Below are 15,909 nucleotides of genomic sequence, written 5' to 3'. Positions count from 1 at the left end.
CGTCCCGTTTCCGGTCGCGAAGAAGTACTAGCTCGACGGCACGGCGATCGCGACAGCCATCAGCGCTGCGGACCGGACGTGCAACAGGCCGAAGACGCAGGCCATGATGCCGAAGGCGACGAAGAACATGACATGCATGCGCGTGTAGACGTCGCCGTAACCCATCAGCGCGAAGCACCAGAGCACCAGCAGGAGAAGCAGGCAGCCGACCATGCCGTTGAGGATGCGCAGGTGACGATAGGCGACGCGTGCGTCGATCTCGAGCTTCGACGGGCGATGGTAGGACAGGGATCGAACGACGCACCCGATCGTCAGCAGGCCCATCGGGACGTAGGTGAGATGAGCCGGTGCTACGGCAGCATGGGTGTAAACCAGAAGCGCGGCATTCAACGCGATGACGCCGTAAAACAATGGGGCCTGTCTGCAGACCGATTTGAGCTGCGCCACATGCAGGTCCGGACGATCCGGCGCAATCAGGAACAGGCCAAGGAGGGAGCGCAGATATTGCATGCCGTGCCGTCCTGCGCCCGATCCACCCACATGTCTCGGTGCGACGTGCCCGTATTCAGCCACGCAGATATGAAGGTGATCTTGATCAGAGCGCTGTCAATGCACAGACAATAGAGCAGAATCTGCTCATTCGAATTGACCCATCAGGACACAGCTGCACAGTTCAGAGAGGTTTTCTGGTGGAGCTCGCGGGACTGCTCTGGCATCGCAGCCTGTGGATCGTGAAGGTTGTCCGTTTCGCCGTGGTTGCGTCGTATCACCGGCTCGTGAGCGCTCTTCAGATCCTCACGATCTCGTGCGAGATGTGATCGCCGCCCGCGAGGCGCGCGGAGCCAGAGCGTCGGGGAGAGCGATGATCCGGACCGAGAAGGAGAAGATGCTCGCAGGTGAACTCTACCATGCGGGCTGCCCCGAGCTTCAGGTCGATCTCGCGGAAACGCGGGCTTGGCTCGTGCGCTACAACGCGTCGCTGGCGCTGGCGACGGCGGATCGCCGCAGATTGCTCGCCGAGCGTCTGGCCGAGGTGGGGGCGGATGCTGTGATCCGGCCGCCCTTCTTCTGCGATTACGGCTACAACATCGCGCTCGGACCCGGTGTCTTCCTCAACTTCAACTGTGTGATCCTTGACGTCGTTTCCGTGCGGATCGGCGAGGGCACGCAGATCGGGCCACTCGTGCAGATCCTGACCGCCGACCATCCGCGCGACCCGGAGGTTCGGCGGTCAGGGTTGGAGTTCGGGCGGTCCATCACGATCGGGCGCAATGTCTGGATCGGCGGCGGCGCGATGATTCTTCCCGGCGTCACCGTCGGCGATGACGCGATCATTGGAGCTGGAAGCGTCGTTGCGCGGGACGTTCCGGCGGGGATGACCGTGGTCGGCAATCCCGCTCGGTCGGTCCCGTCGCGATCCGGCTGACCTCTGGGTTCGACCGAGGTCTGGTCAGGCGTGGTCGTGGTGGCCGTGATGATGGCCGCCCCAGCTATGCTGCAGGTACAGGCTCATCGGGTCCTGGCCGGCCTCGCTCTCGGCAGCCGCCTGCTGTCCACGTCCAGAGCCGCAATGATCGCCTGAACCGCGGAACACAAAGGAATCGTCGCCGCTCGCGAGCGGGTCGTGCCCCTTTGAACCGGTCTCGTGTCCATGGTGGCGACCCGCATGCGGGTGGTCGTCGGTACCGCTCTGCGGCGCCGCCCCGCCCTGCGTGCCGGTCCCGGAATCGTCGGGATCGGTCGCGCCGGTCGTCGGCGGCGTTCCCGATGCGGGCGTGTCGGGGCTCGTGGTCGGATCGACCGGAGCGGGGGCGACCGGCTCGGCCGGAGTTGCGGGGATGCCCGCGCCGTCGCCGGGGCGCACGCCCTCATAATCGATGCCGTCTAGGTCGAGATGGGCCACGTAGCTGCCGAGCCCATCGCGATCGGCCTGCGCGTGCACGTCCGCGACCTTCTCCGAGCCGCTGACGTACTCGATCGCGATGACATCCTTTCCGGCGGCGACCATCTTGTTCATGAGGTCGAGACTATATACGGTCTCGTCCGCCGGCTGCTTCTGGCCGGAATCAGTGTAGTAGAGGTTCTCTTTGAACATCCCATCGATGGCGTTGAAATAGGTATCGTTCGTCAGAAGCTCCTCGGCATTGTTCGCCCAGATCTTGAAATTCGGATTCTGGGCATGCGCGTAGTCCGCGAGGTACTTGACGAGGTCCGCCATGGCCTGTCCCGGGTTTGCGACTTGGCCCTTCGCCCAAGCGGTCTGATACTCGTCGACCACGTCGAAATAGGCGCCGTCGTAGCCCGCCTTGATCAGGTTATCGACGTAGCGGGTCGCGACCTGCTTCCAGGCGTCGGTCCAGAAGGCGACCTCGAAGTTCCCTTCCCATTGCGGGTTCTCCGGTCCGATCGCCGCGGCCGGAATCGTTTTAAAGTAATCGCGGTAGGTCTCCGCCTCGCCGATGCTGAAATAGCCCAGCAGCAGATGCGGGTCCGCCGAACCGCCTCCCATCTGGGTCACCTGATCCCGCGTCCAGAGCGTGCCGTTCTCGTCGTAGGCGTCGATCACGCGAACGTCGAAGGGCGAGGCGGCAACCTGCGCGGGAGCGATGCCCTGCAGAAGATAGAGGCCAGTTTTCGGCATTTAATCCTCAGTTAATAACAAATGAAGGTTTGGCTTTACAAAAATCAATTGCGGCAAAAAGGCGGCACAGCAAAGATTTGTGATGTTTGGTACCCAAGCATACAATCTCAATATCTTCCAAGTTTCTGTCGAAGCAGGCGCATAAATACACGCCATTGGAGTGCGTTATCCGCTAACTCTATCATCCGACATGAGGTCGCGGCCAAGCTTGCCCGGCATTGCGAGGCCGGGACGTCAGCCCTCGTAGCGGCGCGCGGAAACACTCAGAAAGTCGATGGCCGGACCCTGTGCGTCGTTGAAGACGCCCGCCGTCAGCGCGCCGCCGTAGATGGCGGCCGTGTCGAGGTTCGTCCGGTGGCGCAGCACGTCGGGCTCGCCCGAGGTCAGCGGCGTGTGGCCGTGCACCACGTGCCGGCCGAAATCGAAATCCTCGGACAGAAACGGCTCTCGGATCCAGATCCGGTTCTGAATGTCGGGGTCGGGCGGCGTGCAGCCCGGACGGAATCCCGCGTGGACATACCAGCGCTGCGCGTCCGCGTGCACGCTGGGAAGCGTCTCGATCCAGTCGAGCACGTCGCCCGGGAAATCCTCGATCGCATCGAGGCCGAATGAGGCGAGCGTCTCGCCGCCGCCATTGCGCAGCCAATGCTCTGTGGCGCCCGGCGTGTGCAGGCAGGCGAGCAGCATCGCCTCGTGGTTTCCGATGAGGCAGGTGACGCGTTCGGGGTCGCTCCAGTGCAGACGCCGTACCATCCGGATGACGCCCGCGCTGTCGGGGCCGCGGTCGATGTAATCGCCGAGGAAGACAAGACGGTGCGGCCTGCCTGCCCGGTGCGCCTCGATCTTCGCGAGAAGGGCGTCCAGAAGATCGCAGCAGCCGTGAATGTCGCCGATGGCGTAGGTGAGAACGTCGGTCATCGTCCCGCACTGTTCCCGCGCGGGAGCGCAAAGAAAAGCCCCGGCGATCCACTTCGGATTGCCGGGGCAGGTCGCATTCAGTTCAGGGTCGCGTTCGCTGGCCGCCGCTCCGCACCGACCGTGGTGTCGCCGAGCATCAGGCCCATCGGCCCGACATGCACCGGCACTGTCTCGCCGTCATGGACCTTGCCGGACAGGATCAACTCGGCGAGCGGATCCTGCACGTTCTTCTGGATCACCCGCTTCAGGGGACGAGCCCCGTAGGCCGGGTCGTACCCTTTGTCGGCGAGCCAGGTTCGTGCCTCCTCGTCGACGTCGAGGGTGATCTTGCGGTCCTCCAGCAAGCGGCCGAGGCGCCCGAGCTGGATGTCGACGATCGCGCCCATCTCCGACCGCTTGAGGCGGTGGAACAGGATGATCTCGTCGATCCGGTTCAGGAACTCGGGGCGGAAGTGGCTGCGCACCACGCCCATCACCTCGTCCCGGACCGCGTCCGAATCCTCACCCTCGCGCTGATTGACCAGATATTCGGCCCCGAGATTCGAGGTCATGATCAGCAGCGTGTTGCGGAAATCGACCGTCCGGCCCTGCCCGTCCGTCAGCCGCCCGTCATCGAGCACTTGGAGCAGGACGTTGAAGACGTCCGGATGCGCCTTTTCGACCTCGTCGAACAGCACGACCTGATAGGGCCGGCGCCGCACGGCCTCGGTCAGGGCCCCACCCTCCTCGTAGCCGACGTAGCCCGGAGGCGCGCCGATGAGGCGAGCCACCGCGTGCTTCTCCATGTACTCGGACATGTCGATGCGCACGAGGGCGGTGTCGTCGTCGAAGAGGAACCCGGCGAGTGCCTTGGTCAGCTCCGTCTTGCCGACGCCCGTCGGGCCGAGGAACATGAACGAGCCGATCGGCCGGTTCGGGTCTTGGAGACCGGCGCGCGCCCGGCGGACGGCCGTGGCGACGGCCTCGACCGCCTCGCGCTGGCCGACAACGCGCTTGGAGAGCGCCTCCTCCATCGCCAGCAGCTTCTCGCGCTCTCCCTCCAGCATCTTGTCGACCGGCACGCCGGTCCAACGGGAGACCACGGCGGCGATGTGGGTCGGCGTCACCGCCTCCTCCATCATGCCGTCGCGCGCTACCGCACTCTCGGCCTGCGCCTCGATCTCGGCGAGCTGCTTCTCCAGACCCGGAATCACGCCGTAGGCGAGCTCGCCCGCGCGCTGGTACTGGCCCTGGCGCTGAGCATTCGCGAGGTCGGTCCGGGCCTCGTCGAGCTTGCGCTTGAGGTCGGCAGCGGCGCCGAGCTTGTCCTTCTCCGCCTTCCAGCGAGCCGTGATCGAGGCGGACTGCTCCTCCAGATCGCCGAGTTCCTTCTCGAGCCGCAGGAGACGGTCGCGGGACGCGGAATCCGCTTCCTTCTTGAGTGCCTCCCCCTCGATCTTGAGCCGCACGATCTCCCGGTCGATGTTGTCGAGTTCCTCGGGCTTCGAATCCACCTGCATGCGCAGGCGCGAGCCGGCCTCGTCGACGAGATCGATCGCCTTGTCGGGTAGGAAGCGGTCGGTGATGTAGCGGTTCGAGAGCGTCGCTGCGGCCACCAGCGCCGAATCCTGGATGCGCACGCCGTGGTGCTGCTCGTACTTCTCCTTGATGCCGCGCAGGATCGAGATCGTGTCCTCGACCGTCGGCTCGGACACGAAGACGGGCTGGAAGCGCCGCGCCAGCGCCGCGTCCTTCTCGACATGCTTGCGGTACTCGTCGAGCGTCGTCGCGCCGACGCAATGCAGCTCGCCGCGGGCGAGTGCAGGCTTCAGAAGGTTCGAGGCGTCCATCGCGCCGTCCGCCTTGCCGGCGCCGACCAGGGTGTGCATCTCGTCGATGAACAGGATGATGCCGCCCTCCGCGGCCGTCACCTCGGAGAGCACGCCCTTCAGGCGCTCCTCGAACTCGCCGCGATACTTCGCTCCCGCGATCAGCGCGCCCATGTCGAGGGCGAGCAGAGACTTCTCGCGAAGCGATTCCGGCACGTCTCCGTTCACGATGCGAAGCGCCAGACCCTCGACGATAGCCGTCTTGCCGACACCGGGCTCGCCGATCAAAACCGGGTTGTTCTTGGTGCGCCGAGACAGAACCTGGATCGTGCGGCGGATCTCCTCGTCGCGGCCGATCACCGGGTCGAGCTTGCCCTCGCGGGCTGCCTCGGTGAGGTCGCGGGCATACTTCTTCAGCGCGTCGTAGGCGTTCTCGGCGCTCGCGTTGTCGGCGGTGCGGCCCTTGCGGAGCGCATTGATCGCCGCGTTCAGCGAGGCCGCGGTGACGCCGGCGGCGGCGAGCGCGCGGCCGGCCTCGGTGTCCTTCTCCACGGCGAGTGCGAGGAGAAGGCGCTCCACGGTCACGTAGGAATCGCCCGCCTTCTCGGCGGCCTTCTCGGCGGTGTCGAACAGGCGGACGAGTTCGCGCGTCGCCTGCGGGGGCGCCGCGTTCCCCGAGACCTTGGGCTGCTTGTTCATCCAGGCCTCGACCTGGGCGAGTGCCACGCGGGACTGGCCGCCGGCGCGGTCGATCAAGCCCGCGCAAAGGCCCTCGGGATCGTCGAGCAGCACCTTGAGCAGATGGCCGGGCTGAAGCTGGGGATGTCCCTCGCGCATGGCGAGGTTCTGCGCCGCCTGGACGAAGCCGCGGGCGCGCTCGGTGTACTTCTCGAAATTCACGTGTCTGCACCTCCCCGTATCGGCGATCCGCCGCCCGCCACGCGGCACGGCCTCGCCGAAACGCCGTCCTCCGGCTCATGCCGCAGAGGATCCCGGCGCCACCAGGCCGCCAGTCTCCGGGATGTGGTGTTGCAAATCGGCACCACAAGGGCCCGGGCGAGGCTTGCGTGCCGATGAATTTCAGGGTCACGCTTCGCACATGGCTCAGCGACCGACCCTCCACCTGTCCGCCCTCTACCGCTACCCGGTGAAGGGCCTCAGTCCGGAACCGCTCGATGCGGCGAGCCTGGAAACGAGCGGCTACTTTCCCGGCGACCGGCTCTACGCCATCGAGAACGGCCCGTCCGGCTTCAATACAGTGGCGCCGCGCCACCTGCCCAAGATCAAGTACCTGATGCTGATGCGGGACGAGGCACTGGCACAGCTCCGGACGCGCTACGACGACGCGACGGCGACGCTCCATGTCGAGGGCGGCGGCGAGCGCTTCGCGGCGGAACTCGCGACCGCGGAGGGCCGCGCCGCTCTGGAGGATTTCCTACGCCGGTTCATGCCCGGGTCGCTCCGCGGTGAGCCGCGCGTGCTGACGGCTCCGGAGCAGTACCGCTTCACCGATTCCCGGACCGGTTTCGTATCGATCATCAATCTCGCCAGCGTGCGAGCGGTCGAGGCGATGCTCGATCGACCCGTCGATCCGCTGCGCTTCCGCGGCAACCTGCTCGTGGAGGGGCTGGAACCCTGGGCCGAGCTCGGCATAGTCGGCGCTCTGCTCGAAGCCCCGGACGGCGTGCGCCTCCGGGTGACGAAGCGAACCGAGCGCTGTGCCGCCACGAATGTCGATCCGGTGACCGGGCAACGCGATCTTGAGATCCCCTGGACCCTCGACCGGCATCTCGGCCATCGCGATTGCGGCGTCTACGCGGAGATCGTCGCGGGCGGCACATTGCGGGTGGGCGACGCCCTCACCGTGATCGGCTGAGGCGCCCCTCTCCTCGCTCGCTGCCGATCAGGAGCCGTGTCGCGCCGTGCGCACCGGTTCCGCTTCGACGTGGCGGCGCTCGCAGGCGATCTTGAGGTAGCGCTGATCGCCACCGGGCAACCCAGCGGCCGCGGCCACGGTCTGGGCCTGCAGCATGCATTCCATCGGCGTGCGCGCGGGCATGATGATGACGTCTAGGGCAGTTTCGCGGGAGGAATCCTGGGCCAGCAGCGTTCCGGCGCAGACGAGGGCAACAGAGAGCAGTTCAGGCATGACGGACCCCTTGATCGTGGTTCGAAAGGTCCGCGGTTGTGCTCTGGCGTTCGAGCCGCCGCGTGATTGTTGCCTTCGGCGTGTCCTCACTGTCCTTCTTGATCGAAGAAGCACGCGATGTGCCGGTTCGATCGATACCGTTTTTGGCGTGATCGGAAACCGCCAGTCACACGCTGGCGCCGATGCTCAGTCGCGGACGCTCAGCCAAGCCGGCTCCGGCTCTTCCGCAGGGACCAGCGCAGCCACGGCGTCGAGGTCGACGGTGAAGTTCTGGGTTAGCAGGTGCCAGAGTTCGGCGGAGGTGGCGGCTTTCAGGCGGATGCCGTCGAGGGCGGTGGAGAGCAGCGTCGGGCTGGTCAAGGTCGGGCGGGTCAGCAGCGGATCGGCGTTGAGCATCGGATGTGTTGTCCTGTTTGGCCCTGACAGCATTCGCTGATATGGTTAACAACACGTTTACAAATGAAAGTTCGCCAGATCAATCGCATGATTACAACTCTTAGTGGTCAATACCGACTAACTCGGAAGATACAATTGAATTTGCCTCCCGGAATTCCAGTGTAGAAATTTCGCCGCGGCGACTGGGCAGAGCTGAAGAGGACGCTCGCTCAACGTGCTTCGGCTCCCGGTGTCGCCCGCAGGCTCAGACGCGCGCTATCGACGGGTCCGGCATTTCTCGCCGGGCAGGCTTCGCAGGGGGCTCCGCGTCATGTAGAAGCCCGCGCGCATCCGAAGTCCCTCGCTCCGGTTCTCAGAGGCTGCGATGACCGATCTTCCGAACGTGCACGTGCGTGCCGAAGTCCTGGCCCAGGCCCTGCCGCACATGCAGCGCTACGATCAGGAGATCGTGGTCATCAAGTACGGCGGCCACGCCATGGGCGATCGTGCGGCGGCCGAGGACTTCGCGGAGGACGTCGTTCTCCTGGAGCAATCCGGCCTGAAGCCGATCGTCGTGCATGGCGGCGGTCCGCAGATCGGCCGGATGCTGGAGCGGCTCGGCATCCAGTCGGAGTTCCGCGGCGGCCTGCGCGTCACGGACGAACCCACCGTCGAGGTCGTCGAGATGGTTCTCGCCGGCTCGATCAACAAGCAGATCGTCGGCTGGATCTCCGCCGAGGGCGGCCGGGCCATCGGCCTGTGCGGCAAGGACGGCAACATGGTTCGCGCCAAGCGCGCGATGCGGACCGTGAAGGATCCGGAGAGTCAGGTCGAGAAAGCCCTCGATCTCGGTCTCGTGGGCGAGCCTGACCACGTCGAGCGCGGCGTCCTCGACGCGGTGCTGAAGGCGGAGCTGATCCCCGTCCTCGCCCCGGTCGCCTACGGAGCGGACGGCCAGACCTACAACGTCAACGCCGATACCTTCGCGGGCGCCATCGCGGGGGCGCTGCGGGCGAAGCGGCTGCTGCTCCTCACCGACGTGCCGGGCGTCCTCGACAAGGACAAGAACCTGATTCCCGAACTGACCGTCGAGGATTGCAGGCGCCTCATCGCCGACGGCACCATCACGGGCGGGATGATCCCCAAGGTCGAGACCTGCATCTACGCGATTGACCAGGGCGTCGAGGCGGTCGTCATCCTCGATGGCAAGGTGAACCACGCCGTGCTGCTCGAGCTGTTCACGGATTACGGCGCCGGCACCCTTATCCGCAGGCGGTGATGCGGAGCGCTCCGCGGCGGAACGGCCGGGTTTCGCCCGGCCGCTTTCCTTTTGCGGTCAAGGCGTCCATCTTAAGGAGCCCGGCCCACGCCTCACGGCGTCTCAAGCTGAAGCGCTCCGACCCTTGTTCTCTCCGGACCACAGCCACTTCACCACCACCGACGCGCGACGTTTCGATGGCGTCGACACCTGGGTGTTCGACCTCGACAACACGCTCTATCCGAGCGACGCGCGGGTCTGGCCGCAGGTGGACGAGCGCATCACCCTCTACGTCATGCGCCTCTACGGGCTCGATGGGCTCTCCGCCCGCGCCCTGCAGAAGCACTTCTACCATCGCTACGGGACGACCCTGAAGGCGCTGATGATCGAGGACGGGGTGGAACCGCACGACTTCCTCGATTTCGCCCACGACATCGACCACTCCACGATCAAGCTCGATCCGGCGCTGGGCAGCGCGATCGAGCGGCTTCCGGGGCGCAAGCTCATCCTGACGAACGGATCGCGCCGCCACGCGGAGAACGTCGCGGCCAAGCTCGGCATCCTCGACCATTTCGAGGATGTGTTCGACATCGCGGCCGCGGACTTCGTGCCGAAGCCGGAGCGCTCCACCTACGAGCGCTTCCTGGACCGTCACGGCGTCGATCCGCGCCGCTCTGCCCTGTTCGAGGACATCGCCCGCAACCTGCTGGTGCCGCACGATCTCGGCATGGCGACGGTGCTGGTGGTCCCGCCCGTCCTCGACCCGTTCCGCGAGCGGTTCGAGCAGGAGGCGGTCAAGGAGCCGCATATCGACTACATCACGAACGATCTCGCGGGGTTTCTCGCCGAGCAAGTGCTGCCCGAGAAGGGCGCGGGACAGGCCGCGTGAGCGCACTCGACGCCGCCAAGGCCCCGAGCCTCGCCGAGATCGAGGAACTCGCCGTCTCCGCCTTCGAGCGCCTGCCGGACGCATTCCGCAGGCTGAGTGCGGGCGTGCAGATTCTCGTCGACGATTTTCCCGACGAGGAGACGCTGACCGAGATGCAGTGCGAGAGCGAGTTCGACCTGCTCGGGTTGTTCCGCGGCGTGGGGCTCGCACAATCCGGCGAGGTCGCGACGGGGCAGATGCCAAACATGGTCTGGCTCTATCGGAGGCCGCTCCTCGATTACTGGGCGGAGCACGACGAGACCCTCGGCCATCTCGTCACCCATGTCCTCGTTCACGAGATCGGCCACCATTTCGGCCTCTCCGACGCCGACATGGAGGCGATCGAGGCGGCCGCCGACGCGTCCTGAGCCTCAAGCCGCGCCCGCCTCGCGATCCTCGCGGATGCGCCGCAGGAGGCTTATCTTGGGCCGGCGCGAGCGGAACTGGCCCCGCTGGATCGAGACGAAGACGAGGATCGCCACGGTCAGCGTCGTGAACCACCACATCACGGCGAGCCCGATGCCGATGCAGGCGATCGTGTAGGCGGTGGCGATGGCCGCCATCGCACCCGGCGCCAGGGCCGGGGCGTCCCGCCCGATCCGGTGGATCGAGATGTAGAGGGCGTAGGCCGCCGCCAGGGCCCCGACGATGCCGAGTTCGTACCACAGCTCGAACAGCATCGTACTCGGCGCATTCCCAGGCAGCAGGTTGTAAGCGCGCCCGCGCAGAGCCGTCTCGAAGCCGTGACCGGTGACGAGCCGGACCGGCTCGGAGGTGACCACCTTCTGCCACGCCTTGAGCGAGAGCACGCCCGGATGCCCCGATCCGAGCAGCGTCGCTCCGATCGGCCGTCCGACGAAGGGGATCAGCGGAGCGAGCGCGAGGAGCGCGGCCGTGATCCCGGCCGTGACGGCGACACCGATGCGCGGGCTGACGGTCGTCAGCAGGAACGCGGCGGCGCCGATCGTGAGGGCGATGATCTGCGTCGCCTTAGGCGAGGCGGCTATGGCCGCGGCCACGATCAGCGCGGTGACCAGCGCCTCCCGGTCTCGGTGCCGCGAGCGCAGCCAGGCGATGGCGGGCCAGACGAGCAGCGCCAGCATGATCAGGCCGCGATCGAGGATCTGGTCGTCCTCCGCGCCGCTCCGGACCAGGGCATCCCCGAACAATCCGATCATGACCGCCACGATGCCGCCCGCGGTGACGCCGAGGGGCAGCAGGTAGAGGTTTGCCGAGCGCATCCTGTCCGGCAGGGCGAGGTACCCCGCGAGCGTCAGCAGGATCGTCGCCAGAAGGTTGAGCACGCGCTCGGCGGCGGAGCCGAGGAACGGCGTCCAGGCGAGCGACAGCGCTGCCCACAGGATCACGAGGGAGCCCGCCAGGAAGGCGGGCGAGCGCACGAGCGCGGAGATCGCCGGTCTCAGCGGGCGCTGGCGCCCGTCGAGGGCGCTCGCGAGGATCAGCAGCACGATGGCGATCGGCGTCAGCACGACGGTCGCGCGGCGGCCGACCTGTGCGACGACCGGGATGATCACGAACAGGCCGAAGAACCCGACGCGGCGCAGGAGCGCCGCCGCATCGAGCGCGGGATCGACAGTGGTGTTGGACGCGCGCGACATGATGCGACTGGCAGACCGTGGGCCGGCGCGGGGGCCTCCATCCGCGCGTGCCATTCTCTCCTAGAGCAGGCGAAACCGAGCGGCTGTAGACCCTGGGCAACACATTCTGTCACAGCCGCCGCCAACTGTGCAGGCCACCCCTGCGTCGGGGACCGGACGCCGCCCGGAGGTTCAGGCGGTCGTGGCCTCGGTGCGTGGGCGCCGCCGGATTGCGCGCCCCCCGACGTCGGACAGGACGCGCCAGCCGCCCCACGCCGCCAGGAAGCCGATGAGGCCGGCCACGATGCCATCGGCCGTCGTCGGGACGGCCGGTTGATAGGCCTGATAGGTCGCCGAAGCGATCGCCATGTCGGGATCGCGGATCACGGCCGCGAGCCGGCCGAGCGGGCTCGTCGCCTCGCGAAGGGCCTGCTGCTGCGCGCTGAGTTGGGCGAGGCGGTGGATGTCGGCGCGCGCCGCCTCGCCGCGCCGGGCGACGAGGGCGTCCGAATTGGTGCGCAGGCGGTCGACCGCCCCGTCGCGGCTGTTGCCCGTGGCGCGAGCATCGGATTCGAAGCTCTCGACGCTCCGGCGCAACTCGTCCACCGCGCCGCCGAGCCTCTGGGCGTATTGCTGGGCGAATTCCGGTCCCTGCGCCGCGACGATGCCGCCGAGGAGGCCCAGGGCCAAGCCGAGCGTGCGAAGGACACGAAACACGAAGCCACCTCTCGAAGCGTGTCCGGAGAAGAGCACGGGCGGGGCGCTTGTTCCACCTGGAACCGGCTGTTTCAGCCCGGCAGCGTGAGGAGCCCCGCCTGCCCGTCCGCACAGCCGAAAGCGAGGCGGCCGCCGCGCGCGTTCCAGGCGAGCGCCGAGACGCCGCTGCCTTTCACGGCCTGCCTGACCAGAAGTTCGGACGCGTCCGTGAAGCGCACGAGCAGAATGCAGCCGTCCTCGTAACCGATGGCGAGCACCAGCGCCTTCGGATGGAACGCGACCCGCGAGACCCGGGCCGGGCGCACGCCGCACTCGCGCGGCGCCTTGCCGGTCGGCCCTTCCTTGGAGTCGAAGGGCCAGACGATCGCGGCCTCGGCCCCGCTCGTGGCGAGCCAGTTCCCGTCGGCCGACCAAGAGGTCGAACGGACCTTGGCCGGGTAGCCGGACATGCGCATGTGTCCCCGGTCCGGCTGCAGGCGCCAGCCGTGCAGGGCATTCTCCTGCATGGTGGTGACCACGAAACGCCCGTCCGGCGACCATGTCACGTCGATGTGCGAGCCTTTCCACTCGATCATCTCGGGCGGCGTCTCGTGGTTCGGATACCAGAGGCTCGCGCCGTTGTAGTGCGACACCGCGAGACGATAGCCCTTCGGCGCGAAAGCGAGGCCGCGGGCGCTGGACGGCGCAGTGAGGGTCCGCTCCCGGCCCTTGGCGTCCCGCGCCACGACCTGCCGCCCGGCGGACCAAGCGGTTCCGCCGTCGGGATGGACGGCGAGCGCGTCGATCCAGGCTCCGCCCTTCGCCGTCGCGATTTCCGTGAGACGACCGTCCGCCCGGATCTCGACGATGCGGCCGTTGTCGCCGCCCGTCACGAGGCGCCCGGAATCGCCCGCTGCGACGAGGATCGCGCCGTCCGGGTGGGCGGCGACGCGCTCGATGCCGGACTCGCGCCGAAGGACTACGCTGCCGTCGCCCAGCGCCAAGCCCAGCGTGTCCTTGAGCCAGTGGGCCGCGGTGACGTGTGCCCCCGCCTCGATCGGTGCGACGTTGCTCGTGAGGGAAGGGGCGGCTGTCGCGGACATGGTCTCGATGGGCCTTCCGGGTACGGGTAAGCGTTCAGGCGGTCTTTTCCACCGGTCTGAGCGCGCTGTGAAGGGCAGCGGAAACGGCAAATGCGCTCGTGACCGCTGCGGGCAAGATGAGGGCGAGGAGCCCGAAGGAGCCGTAGGCGACCGCACCGCCCAGCGCGCCGCAGAGAAGCGCGAGCCACACGGCGCCGTCTCCGACCCAGCCGTAGCGTGGCCCCCGTCCCGTCAGGGCCAGCGCGATCTTCTGACCGAGGCTGAACAACGCACCCGTCACGAAAGTGGTGCCGGCCCTGAAGCCCTGGACCTGCACGAGAACGGCGTTCTGTGCCCCCATGGCGAGTGCCATGAAGAGCGCGGCGAGGCCGAGGTCCGGGGTAGCGATGCCCAGCGACAGGGCGCCGAGAACGGCCAGCGCCTCGAAGGTGAGGACCACGGGCGTCGCCCAGCGGGCCGGCACCACCAGCGAGAGGCCGCTCCCGAGCACGCTCCCGATCAGGAACATGCCGACCAGCAGGCAGGGCAGGATCGCGTGGCGCCACTCGCCGTGCCCGAGCGCGACCGAGAACTGCGTGGTGTTGCCGCTCATGAACGAGGTGTAGAGGCCGCCGAGCCGGACGAAGCCGAGGGCATCGACGTAGCCCGCGGTCGCCGTCAGCACGAGCCCGTACGCCAGCTGCGAGGAACGCTTCATGGAATCACCCGCGTCGCGCCGTCCGGTAACGCCTCGTTAACCACTCGGAGCGCTCCATCGGTGACGGGACGCGCAGGGTTAAAGCTTCGCTCACCAAACCTGAGCAATTCGATGGGAACACGGCGAACGCCGGGGCGGGGCCTCCGTTGGTCTCCCGATCCGGCAGCGGGATGTTCGGCCCGTGCCGGGTGAGTTGGAGTTGCGTCATGATCCCCCACGCCTGCGCTGCCTTCTCCATGTCCGCCTTCCTCGAGGGCACCATCGAAACCATCCTCGTCGTCGAGGACGAGGCGATCGTCTGCGAACTCGCCGCCGAGGCGCTCTCGGATGAGGGCTACCGGGTATTGACCGCGGCGGACGCGCTCGAGGCCGAGGCGATCCTGGCGCGCGAGAGCGTCGACCTGCTCTTCACCGATATCGATCTGGCTCGCAACACGAACGGTCTTGCCCTCGCCCACCACGCCCGCCGGGAGCGCCCGGGCCTGCCGGTGGTGTACACGTCGGGCGGTCGCGGGAGCCTTTCGCACGGCGAAGCCGTTGCGCAATCGATCTTCGTTCCGAAGCCCTATCGTCCGAGCGACCTTGTCGCCCTGACGAAGGACATCCTTCGCCGCAGCCATCCCCACCACGCCTGAGTGGCCCCGCACCGGCCGCCAGCCGGAGCCCGATCGATGAAACGCCTCACGCTCCTTCCCCTCCTCCTGCTCGCCGTCCCGGCCGAGGCTGCCTGCGACATCAAAGGGATCGGGCTGGAGGACCAGATCGCGAAGAAGAGCGAATTGCGCGAGAGCGCGAACAAGCAGACGGTGCGCGACCTGCGCACCCTTCGCGATGCGGCGATCGTCCTCGATGCCTACAAGTACGGCGCCGAGTGCGAGCGCCTCGTCGAGATCGTGAAGGCCCTTGCGGCCAACCCCGAGAAGGCGATCGAGCAGGGCGGCGACACGGACGAGGAGAAGGCCGAGAGCGTCGAGGAGACGCGCGAGCCGAAGGGGCCGCCCGTGGCCGCGGAATCCGCCAAGGATCCTGCCAAGGCGCGCTGACGCTTCGCCGCGGCAGGGTGTGCTTCAGCTTGCCGCCAGCCTCGCTACTGCGCCACCGGTTCCTTCGTCCTGTCGCCCGCCCGCATGCGGGCGAGCGTCCGGGCGAGCTTCTGCGCCATCTGAGCGCGCAGATCCTCCGTCACCTCGATGTCGACGAGTCGCCAGACGAACCCGCGCAGGCGCAGGCGGATCTTGAATTGCCGCGCGCGCGGTGCCTCGGGCGGAACCGCGATGACGACGGTTCGGAATCCCCGCATCTCGGTGGCGAGATAGTAGGCGGCGAGTCGCCCGAGCCCCTCGATGCGCAGGCCCGAGGCAGCGCCGGCATCCGTCTCCTTCGGCACGTCGAGGCTCTCGGGCCAGCCGTCGTCGAGGAGATCGACCACCGTCTTGGCGGTCACCATGGTCTCGGCCAGCGCGAGCGCGAGCCCGACGGCCGCCTCGTTGAGCTTCTGCTGTTCCCGCGGATCGAGGTCGCCGCTCTCGTTCAGCGCCGTCCGCGCGGCGTTCGTGGTCTGCCGCACGAGCGAGAGCCGGAGCGAACGGAAATTCACATGACGGTCCACGTAGTCGACGTCGCCCGCCTCCACGGCCCGGGCGAGGCCATAGAGCGAGACGAGGGGCGTCAGCGTGAATCCGAACCAGGCCAGGGCGAGGAGGATGGGGACGTACCACCAACGCATCCCCGGCCCTCA

General features: G+C 67.4%; 18 protein-coding genes. 7 read left to right on the top strand and 11 right to left on the bottom strand.

The genetic code is table 11. The features are described from left to right. Positions 1–27 precede the first annotated feature (27 nt). The gene (locus DK389_RS18460) at positions 28–510 is read right to left on the bottom strand and encodes a hypothetical protein (RefSeq protein ID WP_109891693.1); all 483 of its coding nucleotides are present in this window, start codon (positions 508–510) and stop codon (positions 28–30) included. Positions 511–862: 352 nt separating this feature from the next. On the opposite strand from DK389_RS18460, the gene DK389_RS18455 reads away from it, so the two are divergent. Beyond that, positions 863–1,426, top strand: a complete 564-nt coding sequence (locus tag DK389_RS18455) for a sugar O-acetyltransferase (RefSeq protein ID WP_109891691.1) — start codon at positions 863–865, stop codon at positions 1,424–1,426. A 24-nt stretch (positions 1,427–1,450) separates the two neighbouring features. Here the strand turns inward: DK389_RS18455 and DK389_RS18450 are convergent, their stop codons facing one another. From DK389_RS18450 to clpB, 3 genes are all read right to left on the bottom strand, one after another. Then, the gene (locus DK389_RS18450) at positions 1,451–2,641 is read right to left on the bottom strand and encodes a glycoside hydrolase family 191 protein (protein ID WP_109891689.1); all 1,191 of its coding nucleotides are present in this window, start codon (positions 2,639–2,641) and stop codon (positions 1,451–1,453) included. Between the two features lie 234 nt (positions 2,642–2,875). Further along, complete coding sequence (locus tag DK389_RS18445) at positions 2,876–3,559, bottom strand: metallophosphoesterase family protein (protein ID WP_109891687.1); 684 nt, start codon at positions 3,557–3,559, stop codon at positions 2,876–2,878. A gap of 77 nt (positions 3,560–3,636) precedes the next feature. Next, positions 3,637–6,267: an ATP-dependent chaperone ClpB gene (gene clpB / locus DK389_RS18440; RefSeq protein WP_109891685.1), complete on the bottom strand. Its 2,631-nt coding sequence runs from the start codon at positions 6,265–6,267 to the stop codon at positions 3,637–3,639. Between the two features lie 199 nt (positions 6,268–6,466). On the opposite strand from clpB, the gene DK389_RS18435 reads away from it, so the two are divergent. Continuing rightward, the gene (locus tag DK389_RS18435) at positions 6,467–7,243 is read left to right on the top strand and encodes an MOSC domain-containing protein (RefSeq protein WP_109891683.1); all 777 of its coding nucleotides are present in this window, start codon (positions 6,467–6,469) and stop codon (positions 7,241–7,243) included. A gap of 27 nt (positions 7,244–7,270) precedes the next feature. Here DK389_RS18435 and DK389_RS18430 read toward each other — a convergent pair whose 3' ends face one another. Together DK389_RS18430 and DK389_RS18425 are read right to left on the bottom strand one after the other, a co-directional pair. Continuing rightward, positions 7,271–7,516, bottom strand: coding sequence for a hypothetical protein (locus tag DK389_RS18430; protein WP_109891681.1), 246 nt, complete (start codon positions 7,514–7,516; stop codon positions 7,271–7,273). A gap of 186 nt (positions 7,517–7,702) precedes the next feature. Next, positions 7,703–7,912, bottom strand: a complete 210-nt coding sequence (locus DK389_RS18425) for a hypothetical protein (RefSeq protein WP_109891679.1) — start codon at positions 7,910–7,912, stop codon at positions 7,703–7,705. A 364-nt stretch (positions 7,913–8,276) separates the two neighbouring features. Here DK389_RS18425 and argB point away from each other — a divergent pair, with 364 nt between their 5' ends. The 3 genes from argB (at position 8,277) to DK389_RS18410 (ending at position 10,445) form a co-directional block, all read left to right on the top strand. Continuing rightward, positions 8,277–9,170: an acetylglutamate kinase gene (argB, locus tag DK389_RS18420; protein WP_109891677.1), complete on the top strand. Its 894-nt coding sequence runs from the start codon at positions 8,277–8,279 to the stop codon at positions 9,168–9,170. A 124-nt stretch (positions 9,171–9,294) separates the two neighbouring features. After that, complete coding sequence (locus DK389_RS18415) at positions 9,295–10,038, top strand: pyrimidine 5'-nucleotidase (RefSeq protein ID WP_109891675.1); 744 nt, start codon at positions 9,295–9,297, stop codon at positions 10,036–10,038. After that, positions 10,035–10,445, top strand: a complete 411-nt coding sequence (locus DK389_RS18410; protein ID WP_109891673.1) for a metallopeptidase family protein — start codon at positions 10,035–10,037, stop codon at positions 10,443–10,445. The genes DK389_RS18415 and DK389_RS18410 overlap by 4 nt, the downstream gene beginning before the upstream one ends. A gap of 3 nt (positions 10,446–10,448) precedes the next feature. On the opposite strand, the gene DK389_RS18405 is transcribed toward DK389_RS18410, so the two are convergent. The 4 genes from DK389_RS18405 to DK389_RS18390 form a co-directional block, all read right to left on the bottom strand. Further along, positions 10,449–11,696: a peptide ABC transporter permease gene (locus DK389_RS18405; RefSeq protein ID WP_109891671.1), complete on the bottom strand. Its 1,248-nt coding sequence runs from the start codon at positions 11,694–11,696 to the stop codon at positions 10,449–10,451. 171 nt (positions 11,697–11,867) lie between these two features. Further along, the gene (locus DK389_RS18400; protein WP_109891669.1) at positions 11,868–12,392 is read right to left on the bottom strand and encodes a DUF2937 family protein; all 525 of its coding nucleotides are present in this window, start codon (positions 12,390–12,392) and stop codon (positions 11,868–11,870) included. Positions 12,393–12,463: 71 nt separating this feature from the next. Beyond that, positions 12,464–13,474 carry a WD40 repeat domain-containing protein gene (locus DK389_RS18395; protein ID WP_109891667.1) on the bottom strand — a complete coding sequence of 337 codons (1,011 nt, stop codon included), beginning with the start codon at positions 13,472–13,474 and terminating at the stop codon, positions 12,464–12,466. A 34-nt stretch (positions 13,475–13,508) separates the two neighbouring features. Beyond that, on the bottom strand, positions 13,509–14,171 hold the full coding sequence (locus DK389_RS18390) for a YoaK family protein (protein WP_109891665.1): 663 nt from the start codon (positions 14,169–14,171) through the stop codon (positions 13,509–13,511). A 206-nt stretch (positions 14,172–14,377) separates the two neighbouring features. On the opposite strand from DK389_RS18390, the gene DK389_RS18385 reads away from it, so the two are divergent. Together DK389_RS18385 and DK389_RS18380 are read left to right on the top strand one after the other, a co-directional pair. Then, the gene (locus DK389_RS18385) at positions 14,378–14,806 is read left to right on the top strand and encodes a response regulator (RefSeq protein WP_109891663.1); all 429 of its coding nucleotides are present in this window, start codon (positions 14,378–14,380) and stop codon (positions 14,804–14,806) included. A gap of 36 nt (positions 14,807–14,842) precedes the next feature. Beyond that, entirely contained in the window at positions 14,843–15,214 is a 372-nt protein-coding gene (locus DK389_RS18380; RefSeq protein WP_109891661.1) for a photosystem reaction center subunit H, read from the top strand. A gap of 44 nt (positions 15,215–15,258) precedes the next feature. Here the strand turns inward: DK389_RS18380 and DK389_RS18375 are convergent, their stop codons facing one another. Next, positions 15,259–15,897 (bottom strand): DUF2939 domain-containing protein, encoded by a 639-nt coding sequence (locus DK389_RS18375; RefSeq protein WP_109891659.1) that lies wholly within the window; start codon positions 15,895–15,897, stop codon positions 15,259–15,261. Positions 15,898–15,909: the final 12 nt, after the last annotated feature.

Origin of the sequence: Methylobacterium durans (assembly GCF_003173715.1) — a bacterium.
Classification (GTDB): Bacteria; Pseudomonadota; Alphaproteobacteria; order Rhizobiales; family Beijerinckiaceae; genus Methylobacterium; species Methylobacterium durans.
The sequence above is the reverse complement of the archived record's forward strand: the minus strand, read 5'-3'. Positions and strand labels throughout refer to the sequence as shown.

What these genes read in the sequence shown, in the direction of transcription:
- DK389_RS18460 (WP_109891693.1), bottom strand. Translation starts at nt 510, where the DNA reads ATGCAATATCTGCGCTCCCTCCTTGGCCTGTTCCTGATTGCGCCGGAT.
- DK389_RS18455 (WP_109891691.1), top strand. Translation starts at nt 863, where the DNA reads ATGATCCGGACCGAGAAGGAGAAGATGCTCGCAGGTGAACTCTACCAT.
- DK389_RS18450 (WP_109891689.1), bottom strand. Translation starts at nt 2,641, where the DNA reads ATGCCGAAAACTGGCCTCTATCTTCTGCAGGGCATCGCTCCCGCGCAG.
- DK389_RS18445 (WP_109891687.1), bottom strand. Translation starts at nt 3,559, where the DNA reads ATGACCGACGTTCTCACCTACGCCATCGGCGACATTCACGGCTGCTGC.
- DK389_RS18435 (WP_109891683.1), top strand. Translation starts at nt 6,467, where the DNA reads ATGGCTCAGCGACCGACCCTCCACCTGTCCGCCCTCTACCGCTACCCG.
- DK389_RS18430 (WP_109891681.1), bottom strand. Translation starts at nt 7,516, where the DNA reads ATGCCTGAACTGCTCTCTGTTGCCCTCGTCTGCGCCGGAACGCTGCTG.
- DK389_RS18425 (WP_109891679.1), bottom strand. Translation starts at nt 7,912, where the DNA reads ATGCTCAACGCCGATCCGCTGCTGACCCGCCCGACCTTGACCAGCCCG.
- argB (WP_109891677.1), top strand. Translation starts at nt 8,277, where the DNA reads ATGACCGATCTTCCGAACGTGCACGTGCGTGCCGAAGTCCTGGCCCAG.
- DK389_RS18405 (WP_109891671.1), bottom strand. Translation starts at nt 11,696, where the DNA reads ATGTCGCGCGCGTCCAACACCACTGTCGATCCCGCGCTCGATGCGGCG.
- DK389_RS18395 (WP_109891667.1), bottom strand. Translation starts at nt 13,474, where the DNA reads ATGTCCGCGACAGCCGCCCCTTCCCTCACGAGCAACGTCGCACCGATC.
- DK389_RS18390 (WP_109891665.1), bottom strand. Translation starts at nt 14,171, where the DNA reads ATGAAGCGTTCCTCGCAGCTGGCGTACGGGCTCGTGCTGACGGCGACC.
- DK389_RS18385 (WP_109891663.1), top strand. Translation starts at nt 14,378, where the DNA reads ATGATCCCCCACGCCTGCGCTGCCTTCTCCATGTCCGCCTTCCTCGAG.
- DK389_RS18380 (WP_109891661.1), top strand. Translation starts at nt 14,843, where the DNA reads ATGAAACGCCTCACGCTCCTTCCCCTCCTCCTGCTCGCCGTCCCGGCC.
- DK389_RS18375 (WP_109891659.1), bottom strand. Translation starts at nt 15,897, where the DNA reads ATGCGTTGGTGGTACGTCCCCATCCTCCTCGCCCTGGCCTGGTTCGGA.